Annotated in this window: 16 protein-coding genes and 1 pseudogene; 15 read left to right on the top strand and 2 right to left on the bottom strand. The window is 59.8% G+C overall.

The annotated features are described in order from the left end of the window. The first annotated feature begins 5 nt into the window (after positions 1 to 5). The 13 genes from fliJ to flhB all read left to right on the top strand — a co-directional run bounded on the left by fliJ (position 6) and on the right by flhB (position 10,136). Positions 6 to 458, top strand: a complete 453-nt coding sequence (gene fliJ, locus L6D63_RS19645) for a flagellar export protein FliJ (protein WP_047292539.1) — start codon at positions 6 to 8, stop codon at positions 456 to 458. A gap of 153 nt (positions 459 to 611) precedes the next feature. Next, entirely contained in the window at positions 612 to 917 is a 306-nt protein-coding gene (locus tag L6D63_RS19640; protein ID WP_047292541.1) for an STAS domain-containing protein, read from the top strand. Between the two features lie 5 nt (positions 918 to 922). Continuing rightward, on the top strand, positions 923 to 2,626 hold the full coding sequence (locus L6D63_RS19635; protein ID WP_095667180.1) for an ATP-binding SpoIIE family protein phosphatase: 1,704 nt from the start codon (positions 923 to 925) through the stop codon (positions 2,624 to 2,626). Between the two features lie 30 nt (positions 2,627 to 2,656). Continuing rightward, positions 2,657 to 3,004, top strand: coding sequence for an Hpt domain-containing protein (locus L6D63_RS19630; protein ID WP_047292545.1), 348 nt, complete (start codon positions 2,657 to 2,659; stop codon positions 3,002 to 3,004). A gap of 106 nt (positions 3,005 to 3,110) precedes the next feature. Further along, the gene (locus L6D63_RS19625; protein ID WP_131669992.1) at positions 3,111 to 4,505 is read left to right on the top strand and encodes a flagellar hook-length control protein FliK; all 1,395 of its coding nucleotides are present in this window, start codon (positions 3,111 to 3,113) and stop codon (positions 4,503 to 4,505) included. 225 nt (positions 4,506 to 4,730) lie between these two features. After that, on the top strand, positions 4,731 to 5,234 hold the full coding sequence (gene fliL, locus L6D63_RS19620; protein ID WP_041072981.1) for a flagellar basal body-associated protein FliL: 504 nt from the start codon (positions 4,731 to 4,733) through the stop codon (positions 5,232 to 5,234). A gap of 9 nt (positions 5,235 to 5,243) precedes the next feature. Next, positions 5,244 to 6,212, top strand: coding sequence for a flagellar motor switch protein FliM (fliM, locus tag L6D63_RS19615; RefSeq protein ID WP_003222890.1), 969 nt, complete (start codon positions 5,244 to 5,246; stop codon positions 6,210 to 6,212). Positions 6,213 to 6,268: 56 nt separating this feature from the next. Beyond that, positions 6,269 to 6,727 (top strand): flagellar motor switch protein FliN, encoded by a 459-nt coding sequence (gene fliN, locus L6D63_RS19610; protein ID WP_003222891.1) that lies wholly within the window; start codon positions 6,269 to 6,271, stop codon positions 6,725 to 6,727. Further along, on the top strand, positions 6,728 to 7,180 hold the full coding sequence (gene fliO / locus L6D63_RS19605; protein WP_047292553.1) for a flagellar biosynthetic protein FliO: 453 nt from the start codon (positions 6,728 to 6,730) through the stop codon (positions 7,178 to 7,180). After that, complete coding sequence (gene fliP, locus L6D63_RS19600) at positions 7,180 to 7,938, top strand: flagellar type III secretion system pore protein FliP (protein WP_095667178.1); 759 nt, start codon at positions 7,180 to 7,182, stop codon at positions 7,936 to 7,938. Before fliO ends, fliP begins: the two co-directional genes overlap by 1 nt. Beyond that, positions 7,935 to 8,204: a flagellar biosynthesis protein FliQ gene (gene fliQ / locus L6D63_RS19595; protein WP_041072975.1), complete on the top strand. Its 270-nt coding sequence runs from the start codon at positions 7,935 to 7,937 to the stop codon at positions 8,202 to 8,204. The genes fliP and fliQ overlap by 4 nt, the downstream gene beginning before the upstream one ends. Before the next feature lie 3 nt (positions 8,205 to 8,207). Beyond that, entirely contained in the window at positions 8,208 to 8,993 is a 786-nt protein-coding gene (fliR, locus tag L6D63_RS19590) for a flagellar biosynthetic protein FliR (protein WP_047292556.1), read from the top strand. Positions 8,994 to 8,996: 3 nt separating this feature from the next. Continuing rightward, positions 8,997 to 10,136: a flagellar biosynthesis protein FlhB gene (gene flhB / locus L6D63_RS19585; RefSeq protein WP_047292558.1), complete on the top strand. Its 1,140-nt coding sequence runs from the start codon at positions 8,997 to 8,999 to the stop codon at positions 10,134 to 10,136. A 242-nt stretch (positions 10,137 to 10,378) separates the two neighbouring features. Here the strand turns inward: flhB and L6D63_RS19580 are convergent, their stop codons facing one another. Together L6D63_RS19580 and L6D63_RS28925 are read right to left on the bottom strand one after the other, a co-directional pair. Continuing rightward, the gene (locus tag L6D63_RS19580) at positions 10,379 to 10,738 is read right to left on the bottom strand and encodes a DUF6124 family protein (RefSeq protein WP_131669993.1); all 360 of its coding nucleotides are present in this window, start codon (positions 10,736 to 10,738) and stop codon (positions 10,379 to 10,381) included. 650 nt (positions 10,739 to 11,388) lie between these two features. Then, positions 11,389 to 11,502, bottom strand: a pseudogene (locus L6D63_RS28925) (DUF6124 family protein); the annotation flags it as partial. Between the two features lie 134 nt (positions 11,503 to 11,636). Here L6D63_RS28925 and L6D63_RS19575 point away from each other — a divergent pair. Together L6D63_RS19575 and flhA are read left to right on the top strand one after the other, a co-directional pair. Beyond that, complete coding sequence (locus tag L6D63_RS19575) at positions 11,637 to 14,768, top strand: Ig-like domain-containing protein (RefSeq protein ID WP_236170374.1); 3,132 nt, start codon at positions 11,637 to 11,639, stop codon at positions 14,766 to 14,768. 401 nt (positions 14,769 to 15,169) lie between these two features. Then, entirely contained in the window at positions 15,170 to 17,299 is a 2,130-nt protein-coding gene (flhA, locus tag L6D63_RS19570) for a flagellar biosynthesis protein FlhA (RefSeq protein WP_041072957.1), read from the top strand. Positions 17,300 to 17,307 lie beyond the last annotated feature (8 nt).

The raw sequence follows: 17,307 nt of genomic DNA, 5'->3' as shown, positions 1-17,307 counted from the left end.
CGGCCATGGCCGTGAGTCGCGCCGCACGTCTGGCACCGGTGGTGGAAATGGCCGAACAGGCCGAAAAAACTGCCGTCCAGCGTCTGGGATACTTTCAGGGCCAGGTCAAGGTGGCTGAAAGCAAACTCGCCGACCTCGACGCCTTTCGTCTGGATTATCAGGAGCAGTGGATCGTGCGTGGCAGCGACGGGGTTTCCGGACAATGGCTGCTGGGGTATCACGGCTTTCTCGCGCAACTGGACACTGCGATCGACCAGCAGCGGCAAAGCCTGGTCTGGCACCAGAACAACCTGATCAAGGCGCGAGACGCCTGGCAGCAGGCGTTTGCCAAGGTCGAAGGCCTGCGCAAACTGGTGCAGCGCTACCGCGAAGAGGCGCAACGCCTCGAAGACAAGCGCGAGCAGAGATTACTGGACGAGTTGTCGCAGCGTTTGCCGCGGCACGATCCTCTTGAATAATGTCAAAAGTTCACAGCCTTCGGCAGCTCCTGCAGGTGATTGATGTAGGAGCTGCCGAACGCTGCGATCTTTTGATCTGGCTTCCAGCCTTGCCCCAACCCTGTCCAAGTGCTAAACCTTGTACACGTTCGTCAATGACAAGGAAGCCAGTCAATGTCAGTCGTTACAGAAGTCTCTCCGGATGGCCAAAAACTGACGATTTCGGTCAGGGGGCGGTTCGATTTCGGGCGCCATCAGGAATTTCGCGAGGCCTATGAGCGGCTTAACCACAAGCCTGACTCCATCGTGGTCGATCTGAAGGATGCCACCTACCTAGACAGCTCCGCGCTGGGCATGCTGCTCCTGCTGCGCGATCACGCCGGCGGCGACGACTCGGACGTGCGGGTGGTCAACAGCAACTCCGACGTGCGCAAGATTCTCGCCATCTCCAACTTCGACAAACTGTTCGACATCAGTTGACGGTCATGCAGGCACAAGAGCCGCTGACGATCCTGATCGCCGAAGACAGCGCCGCCGACCGGTTACTGTTGTCGACCATCGTCCGGCGTCAGGGGCATGAAGTGCTGACCGCCGCCAATGGCGCCGAAGCGCTGGAAGTGTTTCGGCGCCAGCCGCCGCACCTGGTGCTGATGGACGCAATGATGCCGGTGATGGATGGCTTCGAAGCGGCGCGACAGATCAAGGCGCTGGCGGGGGAAACCCTGGTGCCGATCATCTTCCTGACCTCGCTGACCGAAAGCGAAGCGCTGGCGCGCTGTCTGGAGGCGGGCGGCGACGACTTTCTGGCGAAGCCGTACAACCAGGTAATCCTTGCCGCCAAAATCAAGGCGATGGATCGCTTGCGTCGTTTGCAGGCCACGGTGCTGCAGCAGCGCGACCTGATTGCCAAACATCACGATTACCTGCTCAACGAACAGCGCGTGGCCAAAGCGGTGTTCGACAAGGTCGCGCATTCGGGTTGCCTGAGCGCGCCGAATATTCGCTACCTGCAATCGCCCTATGCATTGTTCAACGGCGACCTGCTGCTGGCGGCCTACACGCCGGCCGGCGACATGCATGTGCTGCTCGGTGATTTCACCGGCCACGGTCTGCCGGCGGCGGTGGGGGCGATGCCGTTGGCCGAAGTGTTTTACGGCATGACGGCCAAAGGTTACGGCCTGGCCGAAACCCTGCGCGAGATGAACGCCAAGCTCAAGCGCATCCTGCCGGTGGACATGTTCTGCTGCGCGACCATGCTTTGCCTGAGCTTTCAGCGCCGTACTGTGGAGGTGTGGAACGGCGGCATGCCCGATGGCTATCTGCACCGGATCGCCACGGGCGAACGGCTGCCGCTGCCGGCGCGGCATTTACCGCTGGGGGTGCTCAGCCCGCAGGCATTCGACGATCGCACCGAAGTGCAGGCCATGGCGGCAGGGGACCGAGTGTTCCTGCTGTCAGACGGCGTGATCGATACCACTGACGCCGATGACCGGTTGTTTGGTGTCGAGCGTTTGCAGCAACTGTTTGCCGCCAATCGTGAACCGGACAATCTGTTCGCCGAGATCGAACAGGCCTTGCACGCATTTCGTGGCGAGCCCCGCGACGATGTGAGCATGGTCGAGATCAGTCTGCTGGAGGCGGCGCAGGTGGTGCCGTCGGCGCCGGTGTATTCCGACAGTGGCCAATCCTGTCCGCTGGACTGGTCGGTCAGCTTCGAGTTTCGCGGTGCGACGCTCAAACGCTTCAATCCGTTGCCATATTTGCTGCAATTGTTACTGGAAGTACATGGCTTGCGCACCCAGGGTGGCGCAATCTACAGCGTGCTTGCCGAGCTGTATTCCAACGCACTGGAGCATGGCGTGCTGGGACTCGATTCCAGCCTCAAGCGTGATGCGGCCGGATTCGCTCGCTACTACGAGCAGCGCAATGCACGACTCGAGGCGTTGCAGGACGGTTATGTGCGCGTGCATTTGCAAGTCAGGCCGCAAGGTGCCGGTGGTTGCCTGGTCATCCGCGTCGAGGACAGCGGCAAGGGGTTTGACGTGGCGCGCGTGATGGAGCGACCTTTGGACGGCGTCCGTCTGTCGGGGCGCGGCGTCAGCTTGATCCGGCAATTGGGGCATAACGCCAGTTGGTCGGACGAAGGTCGCAGTGCTTGCGTAGAGTTTTTCTGGGAGGTTAGGGCATAATTCGCCGATTCTTGATCAAGGAGTGAACAAGTGACTGACCAACATGTGGATCGCGAAGTACTCGATGCGTTGCGCGAAGTGATGGAAGACAGCTATCCGGATTTGCTGGATACCTTCCTGACCGATTCTGAAAGTCGCTTGCATCAATTACAAAAGACCGCCGACGCCAAGGTGTTGGCCGAGGTCGCCCATAGTTTCAAGGGCAGCGCCAGCAACATGGGTGCCGTGCGACTGGCGACGCTCTGTCAGGCGCTCGAGGCGGACGCCAGAAACAAAAGTCCCGCCGAAATCGTCGATCTGGTGGCGGACATCAGCAGCGAATTTGCCGATGTGCGACCTGTCTACGAAGACGAACGCCAGCACGCCATCACGCATTGAATCCTGCCGTCCGGCGCTTTTCGCCAGCGCCGGACAAAACTGGCCCGACACTTGCAATAATCCCCGTCAACTGTACCTACGATCCCAGTGCAGCGGAGACCGTGTCATGCCTGCGACCCCCAATGTTCTTCTTCAATCTGCCGCCCAGGCCAAGGCGCAAGCCGCTGCTGCCAAAGCGCCGGTCATGGCCGCAGACACCGGGGACAAGGCCTCAAGCTTCGCTCAGGTGTTCGCCGATCAAGGCCCGAAAAAATCGCTGGCGAGCGCTGACAGTTCGCTGAAACCTTCGCGCGACAAGGTTGCCGACAACAGCGACAAGAAAGATTTCGGCAAGGACAAGTCTGCCGCCACACAACCGGCCGTTGCCGATAGCGGCAATGCCTTGCCTGCCGACAAGACCGCTTCGACTGCATCCGATGATCAGGCTGCCGCCGACAAGGCCGCCGCCGATGCTGCCGCAGACAACATGCAGACTCCAGTGGTGGACACTCTCCCGGTGGATCCGGCGCTGGATCCGGCACTGGCGCAAACCGTGCAACCGCTGGTGACCGCGCCAGTGGTGGCAGCGCCAGTCGCTGCAACGCCGGAGCCGGTCAAGGCTGAAACACCGGTCGTGGCCGCAACCGTTGCGCCAGCCGTGGTCAAAGACCCGGCGGCATCGACCGATAGCGCTTTCGACCCGGCGGCCGATCCACTCGATTCGCTGCCGGCGGTGCGCATGGCGATGGAGCAGGGCGGCCACATTTCCGCCAGCAGCCAGGCACAACCCAAAGCTACGCCGGCACAGACCCAGGCCGACGGTGAATTGACTTCAGCGCAGAATTTCGCCGCTGGCATGGCCAGCATGCTCGATGTGCAGGCCGACAAGGACAGCACCAGTCAGAACGGCGAGAAAGCCTTCAGCGGTCTGATCGACGATGGCCTGAAAGATCTGAAGGCTGCCACCAGCGACACCCGTGTCGATGATTTCGCCAACCGTCTGGCGGCGCTGACTCAGGCGGCTACGCCGAAAACCGCGAACGCGGTGCCGGTGAATCAACCGATCGCCATGCACCAGAGCGGCTGGACCGAAGAAATCGTCAACCGCGTCATGTACCTGTCCAGCGCCAATCTGAAGGCGGCGGATATTCAATTGCAGCCGGCAGAGTTGGGACGCCTGGACATCCGCGTGAACATGGTGCCCGACCAACAGACTCAAGTGACCTTCATGAGCGCACATCCAAGTGTGCGTGAAGCGCTGGACGGCCAGATGCATCGCCTGCGTGACATGTTTACCCAGCAGGGCATGGGCCAGGTTGACGTCAACGTCTCTGACCAGAGTCGTGGCTGGCAGGGTCAGCAGGGTCAGGAACAGGCGCAGCACGGTCAGAGCGGCCGTACCAGCGCTGCAGGTGGGCGTCTGGATTCGGCGGAAGAAGAATTGGCGCCTGTGAGCGTGGCCGAAGCCGCTGCACAAACCACCAGCGTGATCGGCAGCAGCGCCGTCGACTATTACGCCTGATTCAAGGTGTTCACAAAAACCTGTGGGAGCTGGCTTGCCAGCGATGGCGGCGGCACATTCAGAACCAATGTGTCAGACCAATCGCTATCGCTGGCAAGCCAGCTCCCACAGGGCTTGTATCGATTCATGCATCCCGCTCCTCCAACGCTCCGACACTTCTGGCATAACACTTGCTCTTGCCTTGCCGTGCGACTGTGAAAACCCGATTAGTGACGGATTATTGGCATGGCGAAGAGCGAAGCAGCAGCTGTAAAAGACCCCGCGACCAAAGGCAAACTCAAGATGATCATCCTGATCGTGGTGGCTCTGCTGCTGGCGATCGGTGTGTCCGTGGGCGCGACCTGGTACTTCATGCACAGTGCTCAGAGCAAGCCTGCCGCCGCGGCCGAGACCGCGCCGGTCGGCAAGCAGCCGGCGATTTTCGAGCCGATGGCGCCGGCGTTTGTCGCCAACTACAACCAGAACGGCCGTCAGCGCTACATGCAGGTGAGCATCACCATGCTGGCGCGTAACCAGGCCGATCTGGACGCGCTCAAAGTGCACATGCCGGTGATCCGCAACAACCTGGTGATGCTCTTCTCCGGTCAGGATTTCGCCACACTGGCGACCCCGGTCGGCCAGGAGATGTTGCGCCAGAAGGCCACAGCCAGCGTCCAGGAAGTGGCGCAGAAAGAGCTGGGCAAAGTGGTGATCGAACAGTTGCTTTTCACTAATTTCGTACTGCAGTAGGAACACGACATGGCCGTGCAGGATCTGCTGTCCCAGGATGAAATCGACGCGCTGTTGCATGGCGTCGACGATGGTCTGGTACAGACCGATAACGCTGCCGAACCCGGCAGTGTCAAAAGCTACGACCTGACCAGCCAGGATCGCATCGTCCGTGGACGCATGCCGACCCTGGAAATGATCAACGAGCGTTTTGCCCGTTACACCCGCATCAGCATGTTCAACATGCTGCGCCGCTCGGCGGACGTTGCCGTCGGTGGCGTGCAGGTGATGAAGTTCGGCGAATACGTGCACTCGCTGTACGTGCCGACCAGCCTCAACCTGGTCAAGATCAAACCGTTGCGTGGTACCGCGCTGTTCATCCTCGACGCCAAACTGGTGTTCAAGCTGGTGGACAACTTCTTCGGCGGCGACGGCCGTCACGCCAAGATCGAAGGGCGGGAATTCACCCCGACCGAACTGCGCGTGGTGCGCATGGTGCTGGAGCAGGCGTTCGTCGATCTGAAGGAAGCCTGGCAGGCGATCATGGAAGTCAATTTCGAGTACATCAACTCGGAAGTGAACCCGGCCATGGCCAACATCGTCGGCCCGAGCGAAGCGATCGTGGTCTCCACCTTCCACATCGAACTCGATGGCGGTGGCGGCGATCTGCACGTGACCATGCCGTACTCGATGATCGAGCCGGTGCGCGAAATGCTCGATGCCGGTTTCCAGTCGGACCTCGACGATCAGGACGAGCGCTGGGTCAACGCCCTGCGTCAGGACGTGCTCGATGTCGACGTGCCGATCGGCGCCACCGTGGCCCGCCGCCAGTTGAAACTGCGCGACATCCTGCACATGCAGCCGGGGGATGTGATCCCGGTGGAGATGCCGGAAGACATGATCATGCGCGCCAACGGCGTACCGGCCTTCAAGGTCAAGATGGGCTCGCACAAAGGCAACCTCGCGTTGCAGGTGATCGAGCCGATCGAGCGGCGCTGAAGCGCCGTTCTCACCCCCACGCATTTAACTGAATTGTTGCCCGCCGAGGACAAATGATGAACGACGAAATGAACGCCCAGGACGATCAGGCACTGGCCGACGAATGGGCTGCAGCCCTGGAAGAGACCGGTGATGGCAGCCAGGCTGACATCGACGCGCTGCTGGCCGCCGACGCTGGCGCGGCAAGCTCAAACCGTCTGCCGATGGAAGAGTTCGGCAGCGTGCCGAAGAACAACGATCCAGTGACGCTGGATGGCCCGAACCTCGACGTGATCCTCGACATCCCGGTGTCGATCTCGATGGAAGTGGGCAGCACCGATATCAACATCCGCAACCTGCTGCAACTGAACCAGGGTTCGGTGATCGAGCTCGATCGTCTGGCCGGCGAGCCGCTGGACGTGCTGGTCAACGGCACCCTGATCGCGCACGGCGAAGTGGTGGTGGTCAACGAGAAGTTCGGCATCCGCCTGACCGACGTGATCAGCCCAAGCGAACGCATCAAGAAGCTGCGCTGAGTGAAACGGTTTCTCTGGGCATTGCTGGCATTGCCATTGAGCGTGCTGGCCGCCGAGCCGTCGACGGCGACCACCGTGCCTGCTGCCACCGCGCCGATGGTCAGCAGCGGCGTGGCCGGGCAACTGACGCAACTGGTCTTCGGGCTGTTGCTGGTGCTGGGGTTGATCTTCTTCCTCGCCTGGCTGCTGCGCCGGGTGCAGCAGGCCGGGCCGGCGGGCAAGGGCCAGGTGATCGAACTGATCGGCTCCCGCGCGCTCGGTCCGCGTGACCGCTTGATGCTGGTGCAGGTCGGCAACGAGCAGATTCTGTTGGGCCTCAGTCCTGGCACCATCACCGCGCTGCATGTGCTCAAGGAGCCGGTGCAAGTGCCGAGCAGCGGCGAAAAAGCGACCCCGGAATTTGCCCAGCATCTGTTGAAGATTCTCGGCAAGGATCAGAAGGATAAGAAGTAATGGCTGCGCTACGCATCGTCTTGACGCTGGCCCTGATGCTGGCCGCGCCGTTGGCGTTCGCCGCCGATCCGTTGTCGATTCCGGCGATCACGCTGGGCACCAACGCCAACGGCGCGCAGGAGTATTCGGTCAGCCTGCAGATCCTGCTGATCATGACCGCCCTGAGCTTCATTCCGGCGGCCGTGATTCTGATGACCAGTTTCACCCGGATCATCATCGTCTTCTCGATCCTGCGTCAGGCCCTCGGCTTGCAGCAGACGCCGTCGAACCAGATCCTCACCGGCATGGCGCTGTTCCTCACGCTGTTCATCATGGCTCCGGTGTTCGACCGGGTGAACAACGATGCGCTGCAGCCGTACCTGGCGGAAAAACTCACCGCGCAGCAAGCGGTGGAAAAGGCCCAGGTACCGATCAAGGACTTCATGCTCGCCCAGACTCGCACCAGCGATCTGGAGCTGTTCATGCGTCTGTCCAAGCGCACTGACATTGCCACCCCGGATCAGGCGCCGCTGACCATTCTGGTGCCGGCGTTCGTTACCTCCGAACTGAAAACCGCGTTCCAGATCGGTTTCATGATCTTCATCCCGTTCCTGATCATCGACCTGGTGGTGGCGAGCGTGCTGATGGCGATGGGTATGATGATGCTGTCGCCGCTGATCATTTCCCTGCCGTTCAAGATCATGCTGTTTGTACTGGTGGATGGCTGGGCGCTGATCATCGGCACCCTGGCCAGTAGCTTCGGAGGTGTTTCGCCATGACGCCGGAAGTGGCGGTCGATATCTTTCGTGAAGCGCTGTGGCTGACCACCTTGATGGTCGCGATTCTGGTGGTGCCGAGTCTGTTGGTCGGCTTGTTGGTGGCGATGTTTCAGGCCGCGACGCAGATCAACGAACAGACCCTGAGCTTCCTGCCGCGTCTGTTGGTGATGCTAGTGACGCTGATTGTGGGCGGTCCGTGGATCGTGCAGACGTTCATGGAATACATCATCCAGCTCTACAAAAACATCCCGATGGTCATCGGCTAAGCCATGCAATCGCTGCTTCAGCTGACCGACACCCAGATCAGTACCTGGGTGGCGTCGTTCATGTTGCCCCTGTTTCGTGTCGCCTCGATGCTGATGGTCATGCCGGTGTTCGGCACCACCCTGGTGTCACGCCGCGTGCGGTTGTATTTCGCCGTGGCCATTACCGTGTGCATTGCCCCGGGGCTGCCGCCGATGCCGGCGGTCAATCCGCTGGCGCTCAGTGGCTGGTTACTCATTGGCGAGCAGATTCTGGTCGGCGCGGTGCTGGGGTTTTCCCTGCAACTGTTTTTCCAGGCGTTTGCCGTGGCCGGGCAGATTGTCGCGATCCAGATGGGTATGGGCTTCGCCTCGATGGTCGACCCGGCCAACGGCGTCTCGGTGGCGGTCATCGGCCAGTTCTTCACCATGCTGGTGACGTTGTTGTTCCTGTCGATGAACGGCCATCTGGTGGTCTTCGAAGTGCTCACCGAAAGCTTCACCACGCTGCCGGTCGGCGGCGGCTTGATGACGGCGCAGTACTGGGAACTGGCCGGCAAGCTAGGCTGGGTGCTCGGGGCGGCGTTGTTGCTGGTGTTGCCGGCGGTCACGGCGCTGCTGGTGGTCAACATCGCGTTCGGCGTGATGACCCGCGCCGCGCCGCAACTGAATATTTTTTCCATCGGTTTTCCGCTGACCCTGGTACTGGGCCTGTTCATCGTCTGGGTCGGTCTGGCGGACATCCTCAATCAGTATCAACCGCTGGCCTCCGAGGCCTTGCAGTTGTTACGCGAACTGGCACGGGCGCGCTGAGGCATGGCTGAGAGCGAAAGCGGTCAGGACAAAACAGAAGACCCCACGGAGAAACGCAAAAAGGACTCCCGTGAGAAGGGTGAGATTGCCCGCTCAAAAGAGCTCAACACCCTGGCGGTGATGCTTGCTGGCGCTGGTGGCCTGCTGATCTTTGGCGGCATGCTGGCGCAGGAGTTGATGGACCTGATGCGCCTCAATTTCAACCTTTCGCGGGAAGTGATCATGGACGAGAAATCCATGGGCACCTTCCTGCTGGTCTCGGGCAAGATCGCCCTGGTTGCGATCCAGCCGGTCATGATTACTTTGTTGCTGGCCGCCTTGATCGGGCCGATCTCCCTCGGCGGCTGGCTGTTCGCTGCCGGCTCCATGGCGCCGAAATTCAGCCGGATGAACCCCGCTGCGGGCCTTAAACGCATGTTCTCGATGAAGGCCGTGATCGAACTGGTCAAGGCGCTGGCCAAGTTCATCATCACGCTGTTCGTGGCACTGATGGTGTTGTCGGCCGACATCGATGACTTCCTGCGGATCGCCCATGAACCGCTTGAGCAGGCAATCATTCACAGCGTGACGCTGGTGGGCTGGAGTTCGCTGTGGCTGGCCTGCGGGCTGATCATCATCGCTGCGGTGGACGTGCCTGTGCAGCTGTGGGAAAGCCACAAGAAACTGCTGATGACCAAGCAGGAAGTGCGCGACGAGCACAAGGATCAGGAAGGCCGGCCGGAGGTCAAACAGCGCATCCGCCAGACCCAGCGCGAGATGTCGCAGCGGCGGATGATGGCGGCGATTCCCGACGCCGACGTGGTCATCACCAACCCGACCCACTACGCCGTGGCGCTCAAGTACGACTCGGAGAAGGGTGGCGCGCCGGTCCTGCTGGCCAAGGGCAGCGATTTCCTCGCGCTGAAGATCCGCGAAATCGCCGTGGCCAACAACGTCATGCTCCTCGAATCGCCCGGGCTGGCACGCTCGATCTATTACTCCACCGAACTGGAGCAGGAAATCCCCGGTGGGCTGTACCTGGCGGTCGCTCAGGTATTGGCCTACGTCTACCAGATCCGCCAGTACCGCGCCGGCAAGGGCAAACGCCCGGATCCGCTCAAGGACGATTTGCCGATTCCGCCGGATCTGCGGCGCGATTCCTGACGTCACTGTGATGAAAAAACCGCCGCCCCGATTTGACGAGGCGGCGGTTTTTTTATGCCTGACCCAATGATATTTTGGTTCCTGTCGCCGTCATTGTGGTGAGGGGATTCATCCCCGACGGGCTGCGCAGCAGCCCCAAAACCTACCGCCACGATCCCCGAAATATCAAGGATTCAGGATTTGCGGCTGCTGCGCAGCCGATCGGGGATGAATCCCCTCGCCACAGGTTCTTGTCTGCCTTCTTAGCCCGCCAACTGCAGATTATTCAACGCCCGATTCACCGCCAGCTCCCCAAGCATGATCAATTGCGCGATGCCCAGCAGCGTTCGTCGCTGCGAGGCGGGTATGAGGTGGGCGAAGTCGTGGGCGATGGTTCTGGCTGACGCGAGTGTTTCGCAGGCATCGGCCAGCAGCTCCTCGTTTTTGAAGTCTGCGGTCACGGCGTACATCGAGCGGGTTTTGCGTTGAATGGGGGTGGCGCCGGGCGAGCAGAGGTAGTGGTCGAGGGCGCGGTCGGCCGCTTCGTGGAGTTTTTTTGAATCGAGGGATTCGTAGGGGGAGGTGGGGTCGGTTTCGGGTGGGTTGGGTGTTGGTTTGATCATGGTGAAGCCTCTAGAGTGGTGAGGCCGACACCGTTCGCTGCTAACGAAGGAGGTGGCGGCTGTACGCGGGTTAGCAGACCAGGACTCTAGAACCCGGCGCACCGAAGTGCCCCACGCAAAGCCGCCATAACGGCAACGGACTTTGTGCGTCTAGAGAAAAATCCGGGCTGCTAAACCCGATCACTGAACAATCAGCGACCGACCCACAATAGAACCCGACCTCAAGGCGCACAAGCCGGCAGATTCTGGCTTAGCTGTAGGCAATGGCGCAAGGATGTGTAGCCCAAAAGGCGTGTCTTCAAGTGTCTTAAACACCAGAGTTTAAAAGAGCAATTTGCGCTGACTGCACTGACCCCTTCGCGAGCAGGCTCGCTCCCACATTCGGAATGTATTTCACTCCCGGATTTGGAATGCATTTCCACTGTGGGAGCGAGCCTGCTCGCGAAAGCGTCAGTCCAGGCGCCGCAATTTCCCCGATGAATCACCGCACGGCTACAAAATCAAAAGATCGCAGCCTTCGGCAGCTCCTACAAAGATCGGTGTAGGAGCTGCCGAAGGCTGCGATCTTTTGATCTGGCTTTTGAAAAGCGAAAGATCGTCCGGTCGCGGCCCGAGCCCTCGGCAGTTCTTACAGAGGTCAGAGAAGCGTTCTACTGCGGCAACTGCAGATTATCCAGCGCCCGATTCACCGCCAGCTCCCCAAGCATTATCAATTGCGCGATCCCCGGTTGCGTCCTGCGCTGCGACGCCGGTATGAGGTGGGCGCGGTGTCAGTGCCGTTTGTCTGAAATCTGCACGTATCTGTTAGTTCTGACAGTGGTCGAACGTTGTCGTGAAGTTTTCAATGCCCTCTCCAGATCCTTGGCAAGCCGCCACAGATTTTTTCAGGAGCAGGGCAATGATTGGTTTGATGGTGATGCCGATTACGGATGAAATTGACGATACACAACATGACATTGTCCCTTTTGACTCCAGCGGAGGTCTGGGGCTCTTTTCGCTGTTCCCGCCCAATATCCCCGGGCAGTTCACAGGTATCGATTTTCCCCCGGCGCAAGTGGGGGTCAACCGCCCCTTGCTTTATACGAGTGCCAAGGGACTTCGGGTACTGGTTCAGGCTTATCTGAATATGGCGCAAGAGGACACGATTCGACTGTACGTCGATAAGAATCTGGTTGCCACGTCGGTGTTGCCTGCTGATCACGGTAATCTCGACGTGGTGATGCACATCGCTGCGAATCAGGTTCCGGCCGGCGTGCATACCTTGCGCTACGAGATTCTGCGCAAAAGCGGTCAGCCCCCCGAGGGGGCGCAGATCGAGGTCTGGTTCAAGATCGATCCGCCGGGCGGCAACGATCCCGAGCCGGACTTGCCCGGCCATCAACGACTCAAACCGGCTCGACTTCAGTTGAAGCCCGGGCAGGTCATTGACGAGGAAGTGGCTGCCGAGGGGGTCACGGCGATCATTCCTCCCTGGCCCTTCATGACCAAAGGGGACCAGTTGAAACTCCGTTTCCACGGTATTGCTGTCACGCCCTACACGGTGCTGGAGGGCGAGGTCGGAAAAGAGATCAGTGTTTTCATTTCGCCAGAGAATATCCGGGATGCGGGCCCCGCGAATCCGGCGGTGGTGGTCTATCAGATCGAAGATCAGGTAGAGAACGTCAGCGACTTTTCGGAGCGTACGACCGTCGTCAGCGATCCAGACAACAACTGGCTCGATCCGGTATTCGTTCCTCTCGCCTATGAAGATCGGGTCAGTCTTGATGAGGTTGGATTCGACGACCTGGAGGTTCAGATCATTACGCGCCCCGGCTTTGCGCTGAAAGAGAAACTACTGCTTCGATGGGCAGCTACAACGCAAAGCGGTGAAGTGGTCGAGCACAGTGAAGAGCAATCGATTAGTCGTCTCGGCATTCAGTCTTTTAAAGTTCCCAATTCCGTTGTGCTTGCCAGCGCTTCCGGCCAGGTGCAAGTGGATTACCTGCGGACCAAAGCTGACGGTGAGCAAAATCGTTCAGAGATCTATGTCTTTACGTTGCAAGGAAAGACCTTGCGCCTGCCGGCGCCGCTGATAACGGATCTGGTGGGCGGCACTCTGGATCCTGCGCTAAGCCGGACTGTGGTGTTGTGCGGTCCCGATGACCGGATAAAAAAGGGCTTCAGAGTCACATTGACGTGGCTGGGAACCAGTGCTTCCGGGCGTCCGCACCTGTATCAGACGTATCGCGACGTCAGTGATCGATTGGTCGGCCAGGCTATTGCCTTTAACGTAACCGGCAAGGACATCGCCCCATTGAATCGAGGGTCGGTCGTTGTCTCTTTTGAAGTCAGTCACGCCACGTTGAATCCTGCGCTGGTTTCCGAGGCGACGAATGCGCGCATCGGTGAACTCAAACCCGTCTTGCCAGCGCCGCAGGTTGGGGGGGCCGTGGACGGTGTGCTCAATCCTGCGCAGGTGCCGTACGGCACGGATATTCAAGTTGCGGCGGCTGCCTATACCCGCTTGGGCGATGTGGTGCACGTGGAAGGTCGTGGGGATGCGGGCGGGGTGGTTTTTCGGGACAAGTTGCCGATTGATCAAACCCAGGCAGGCAAGGACCTTGAGTTCTGGCTGGACGGCGAGGCTATCGAATTCTATCGGGAGCAGTTCTTCAATCTGCTTTGGTGGATCGAGCGGCCAGACGAACTGCCGCAATCATCCGCGTTGCTCGAGTTGTATATCGGCGACCCGGCGCAGTCGTTGCAGCCACCAACTGTTCGGCGCGCGCCTGATGGCGTACTTGACCCGCTGGAAAATAATGGTGGTGCCCGCGCGCGTGTCCATGTGGCCAGCCCGCGCCCGGGTGATCAAGTGCGCTTGCTGGTCAAAGGCGCGCCGGGAGATGGCTCACCGACGTTTGCTCCTCAGCAGTTGAATACTGACAACGTTGCATTCTTTGTGCTGCGGCCTTCATTCATTGCGGAAAATCTGGGAAAACGGGTTGAAGTTCTTTACGAGCTGCTCAGAAATGGCAAGACGGTCCAGTCCAGGCCGTTGAATTTGACGGTCAAGACAATCAGTGACGGTGATCCCGTCCTGACTCGGCCGCATATCGTCGAAGCCGGTGCTGTACCGCTGATCGATCTGAGAATCATCCAGACTGACCTCACATGCGTGGTCAAGCCGCCGCTGCCGATTGCCGAGGTCGGGCAGCGCGTCTGGATCATGGTCAGCGGCGAGGGCGTTGAGCCGTTGGTATTGCGCCCCGGTACCGCGTTGACTGCCGAAGAAGTGACTCAAGGCATCAGCGTCACGGCGGCGCGAAGCTGGTTCTTTGAACTGAAGGATCTCTCTGGCTGTGAGGTGACCTGCAAAATAGCGCTGGGCAGCTCTGATGGTGAGGGCACGGCACTGGTGCTTCCGGTGGCGCGGTATACCGTCAAAGTCACACAGAAATTGGCGATTGATACTCAGCCGATGCTTTTGAATGGCTGGAAACTGTTGGGCGGCGCAGCGTATGGATTACGCGAGCTGGAGGTCGTCAACAACGTGCAAGTGCGCGTGCCAACGGGTGGACGGCCGCCTTACACCTATCGTTCAGCCAATGCCGGCATAGCATCGGTCGATGCCAACGGCAAAGTGTCGGGGCTGAGTAATCAATCAACCACCATCACGGTGACGGATGCCGATGGAAACCAGGTGGCCTATCCGGTGCGGGTGATGAATGTCCACCGGCTGATATTGAACGATACCTTCATGACCGCAGCCCAGGCCGGCGCCTGGTTCATGCAATTCGGTGCCGTCAGCATGGACAACAGTGGACAACCCATGGGATGGGGGATTTTGCAAACCAACTTTGTTGACGTGACGCCTATTTATGGTGGGCGGGGCTTGTATTACGGGCGATTTGTGTCGGTCAATCTTTCATACCCGCACTTGTATGCGATCGAACATTCGTTGCTCGAGAGCGACGGGAGAATGGGCAGTCGCAACGTGCTTTTATCCGATGGGGCGACTCGCTCTCGGGTAATGGGGTATTTCCCGACGTAGTCAGTCAGGCATGTGTCATTTTCATGAGCCTGAGGAAATCGTGACATTTGGCTGTCCTGAGCAAGAGTATGTCGAGGAAGGAGGTAGGCCGTCCGTAAGGGGACGCGCTATCTGGTGGGCCGCGACTTGCTTCTTGGTGAAATTAAGCCAGAGCAAATTTTGATTGCCTGATAAATTCGTCAGTGCGCGGTTTTTCTGATTTTTGTTCACCTGCGCTAATGGTGATAGCCGTTCTGCGTCTGTTTTGCGGTCGGCTCCAGGGCGCCCGGCTTCAGGCAAGACAATTCCCCGAAACAAACTTCAATTTCAATCCCCGGCAAAAGTTGGAAGGCTTCTTGCAATAGCCGCCGTGCGCCTGCTTCGGGCGTCAAAAGTTTGCTTTAAAGGAACGGGGAAAACCGGTGGATCGCTCTCAGTTATTCAACACTGCTCGCTCGAATGTTGCCGACCTCAGTCGAGGCAATCTGGGCGTGCCGTTGTTGCTGCTGGTCATGCTGGCCATGATGATGCTGCCGGTGCCGCCGTTCCTGCTGGACGTGTTCTTCACCTTCAACATTGCCCTGTCGATTGTCGTGCTGCTGGTCTGTGTGTACGCGCTGCGGCCGCTGGATTTCGCGGTGTTCCCGACGATTCTGCTGGTGGCGACGCTGTTGCGGCTGGCGTTGAACGTGGCCTCGACGCGGGTGGTGATGCTCCACGGGCAGGACGGCCACGCCGCCGCCGGTAAGGTGATCCAGGCCTTCGGTGAAGTGGTGATCGGTGGTAACTACGTGGTCGGTATCGTGGTGTTCGCGATCCTGATGATCATCAACTTCGTCGTGGTGACCAAGGGTGCCGGGCGGATTTCCGAGGTGAGCGCGCGTTTCACCCTCGATGCGATGCCCGGCAAGCAAATGGCGATCGACGCCGACCTCAACGCCGGTTTGATCGATCAGAACCAGGCCAAGGCGCGCCGTCAGGAAGTCGCGCAAGAGGCGGAGTTCTACGGTTCGATGGACGGTGCCAGCAAGTTCGTGCGGGGTGACGCCATTGCCGGCTTGCTGATCCTGTTCATCAACCTCATCGGTGGCATGGCGGTCGGTATCTTCCAGCACAACATGAACTTCGCTGACGCCGGCAAGGTGTACGCCTTGCTGACCATCGGTGACGGTTTGGTGGCGCAATTGCCATCACTGTTGTTATCGACAGCGGCAGCGATCATGGTGACCCGTGCTTCCGGTTCGGAAGACATGGGCAAGCAGATCAACCGGCAGATGTTCGCCTCGCCCAAAGCCCTGGCGGTGGCGGCAGGTCTGATGGCGGTCATGGGCCTGGTCCCGGGCATGCCGCATTTCTCGTTTCTGAGCATGGCCGCACTGGCCGCCGGTGGCGCGTACCTGTTCTGGAAAAAGCAGAACGTCGCCAAAGTGCAGGCGCTGCAGGAAGTTCAGCGTCAGCAGGAACTGCTGCCGTCGCCGGCCCGCGCCATGGAGACCAAGGAGCTGGGCTGGGATGACGTGACGCCGATCGACATGATCGGCCTGGAAGTCGGCTATCGCCTGATCCCGCTGGTGGATCGCAATCAGGGCGGGCAGTTGCTGGCGCGGATCAAGGGCGTGCGCAAGAAGCTCTCGCAGGACCTGGGCTTCCTGATGCCGACCGTGCACATCCGTGACAACCTCGATCTGGCGCCGAGTGCCTATCGCCTGACCCTGATGGGCGTGATCCTGGCCGAAGCCGAGATCTACCCGGATCGAGAACTGGCGATCAACCCGGGGCAGGTCTACGGCACGCTCAACGGCATTACCGCCAAAGATCCGGCTTTCGGCCTGGAGGCGGTGTGGATCGAAGTCAGCCAGCGCGCGCAGGCGCAATCGCTCGGTTACACCGTGGTCGACGCCAGTACCGTGGTCGCGACGCACTTGAACCAGATTCTGTACAAACACTCCAGTGAGCTGATCGGCCACGAAGAAGTGCAGCAACTCATGCAATTGCTGGCCAAAAGCTCGCCGAAACTGGCTGAAGAGCTGGTGCCGGGTGTGGTGTCGCTGTCGCAATTGCTCAAAGTGCTACAGGCATTGCTGGCCGAACACGTGCCGGTACGCGACATCCGCAGCATTGCCGAAGCCATCGCCAACAACGCCGCCAAGAGTCAAGATACCGCCGCTTTGGTGGCTGCCGTTCGCGTCGGCGTATCCCGCGCCATCGTCCAAAGCATTGTAGGCACTGACTCCGAGCTGCCTGTAATCACCTTGGAACCAAGGTTGGAACAAATATTGCTCAATAGTCTGCAGAAGGCAGGACAAGGCTCGGAAGAGGGCGTTCTGCTGGAGCCAAGCATGGCCGAGAAGCTGCAGCGTTCGCTCATCGAAGCGGCGCAGCGCCAGGAAATGCAAGGTCAACCGGTGATCCTGTTGGTAGCAGGCCCGATCCGCGCGATGCTCTCGCGTTTCGGTCGCCTCGCCGTCCCGGGGCTGCACGTGCTGGCCTACCAGGAAATTCCGGACAACAAGCAAGTGACCATCGTTGCGACAGTAGGGCCCAACGGCTGAGGTAGTGG

The sequence above is a fragment of the Pseudomonas parakoreensis genome, assembly GCF_021602155.1.
GTDB classification, from domain to species: Bacteria; Pseudomonadota; Gammaproteobacteria; order Pseudomonadales; family Pseudomonadaceae; genus Aquipseudomonas; species Aquipseudomonas parakoreensis.
This window is presented reverse-complemented; position numbering and strand designations above follow the sequence as displayed.

Bases quoted from the DNA above. Each gene is read 5' to 3' on its own strand.
- L6D63_RS19625 (WP_131669992.1), top strand. From the start codon at position 3,111: ATGCCTGCGACCCCCAATGTTCTTCTTCAATCTGCCGCCCAGGCCAAG.
- fliP (WP_095667178.1), top strand. From the start codon at position 7,180: ATGGCTGCGCTACGCATCGTCTTGACGCTGGCCCTGATGCTGGCCGCG.
- fliL (WP_041072981.1), top strand. From the start codon at position 4,731: ATGGCGAAGAGCGAAGCAGCAGCTGTAAAAGACCCCGCGACCAAAGGC.
- L6D63_RS19575 (WP_236170374.1), top strand. From the start codon at position 11,637: ATGATTGGTTTGATGGTGATGCCGATTACGGATGAAATTGACGATACA.
- L6D63_RS19580 (WP_131669993.1), bottom strand. From the start codon at position 10,738: ATGATCAAACCAACACCCAACCCACCCGAAACCGACCCCACCTCCCCC.
- fliQ (WP_041072975.1), top strand. From the start codon at position 7,935: ATGACGCCGGAAGTGGCGGTCGATATCTTTCGTGAAGCGCTGTGGCTG.
- fliN (WP_003222891.1), top strand. From the start codon at position 6,269: ATGAACGACGAAATGAACGCCCAGGACGATCAGGCACTGGCCGACGAA.
- fliJ (WP_047292539.1), top strand. From the start codon at position 6: ATGGCCGTGAGTCGCGCCGCACGTCTGGCACCGGTGGTGGAAATGGCC.
- fliM (WP_003222890.1), top strand. From the start codon at position 5,244: ATGGCCGTGCAGGATCTGCTGTCCCAGGATGAAATCGACGCGCTGTTG.
- flhB (WP_047292558.1), top strand. From the start codon at position 8,997: ATGGCTGAGAGCGAAAGCGGTCAGGACAAAACAGAAGACCCCACGGAG.
- L6D63_RS19640 (WP_047292541.1), top strand. From the start codon at position 612: ATGTCAGTCGTTACAGAAGTCTCTCCGGATGGCCAAAAACTGACGATT.
- L6D63_RS19635 (WP_095667180.1), top strand. From the start codon at position 923: ATGCAGGCACAAGAGCCGCTGACGATCCTGATCGCCGAAGACAGCGCC.
- fliR (WP_047292556.1), top strand. From the start codon at position 8,208: ATGCAATCGCTGCTTCAGCTGACCGACACCCAGATCAGTACCTGGGTG.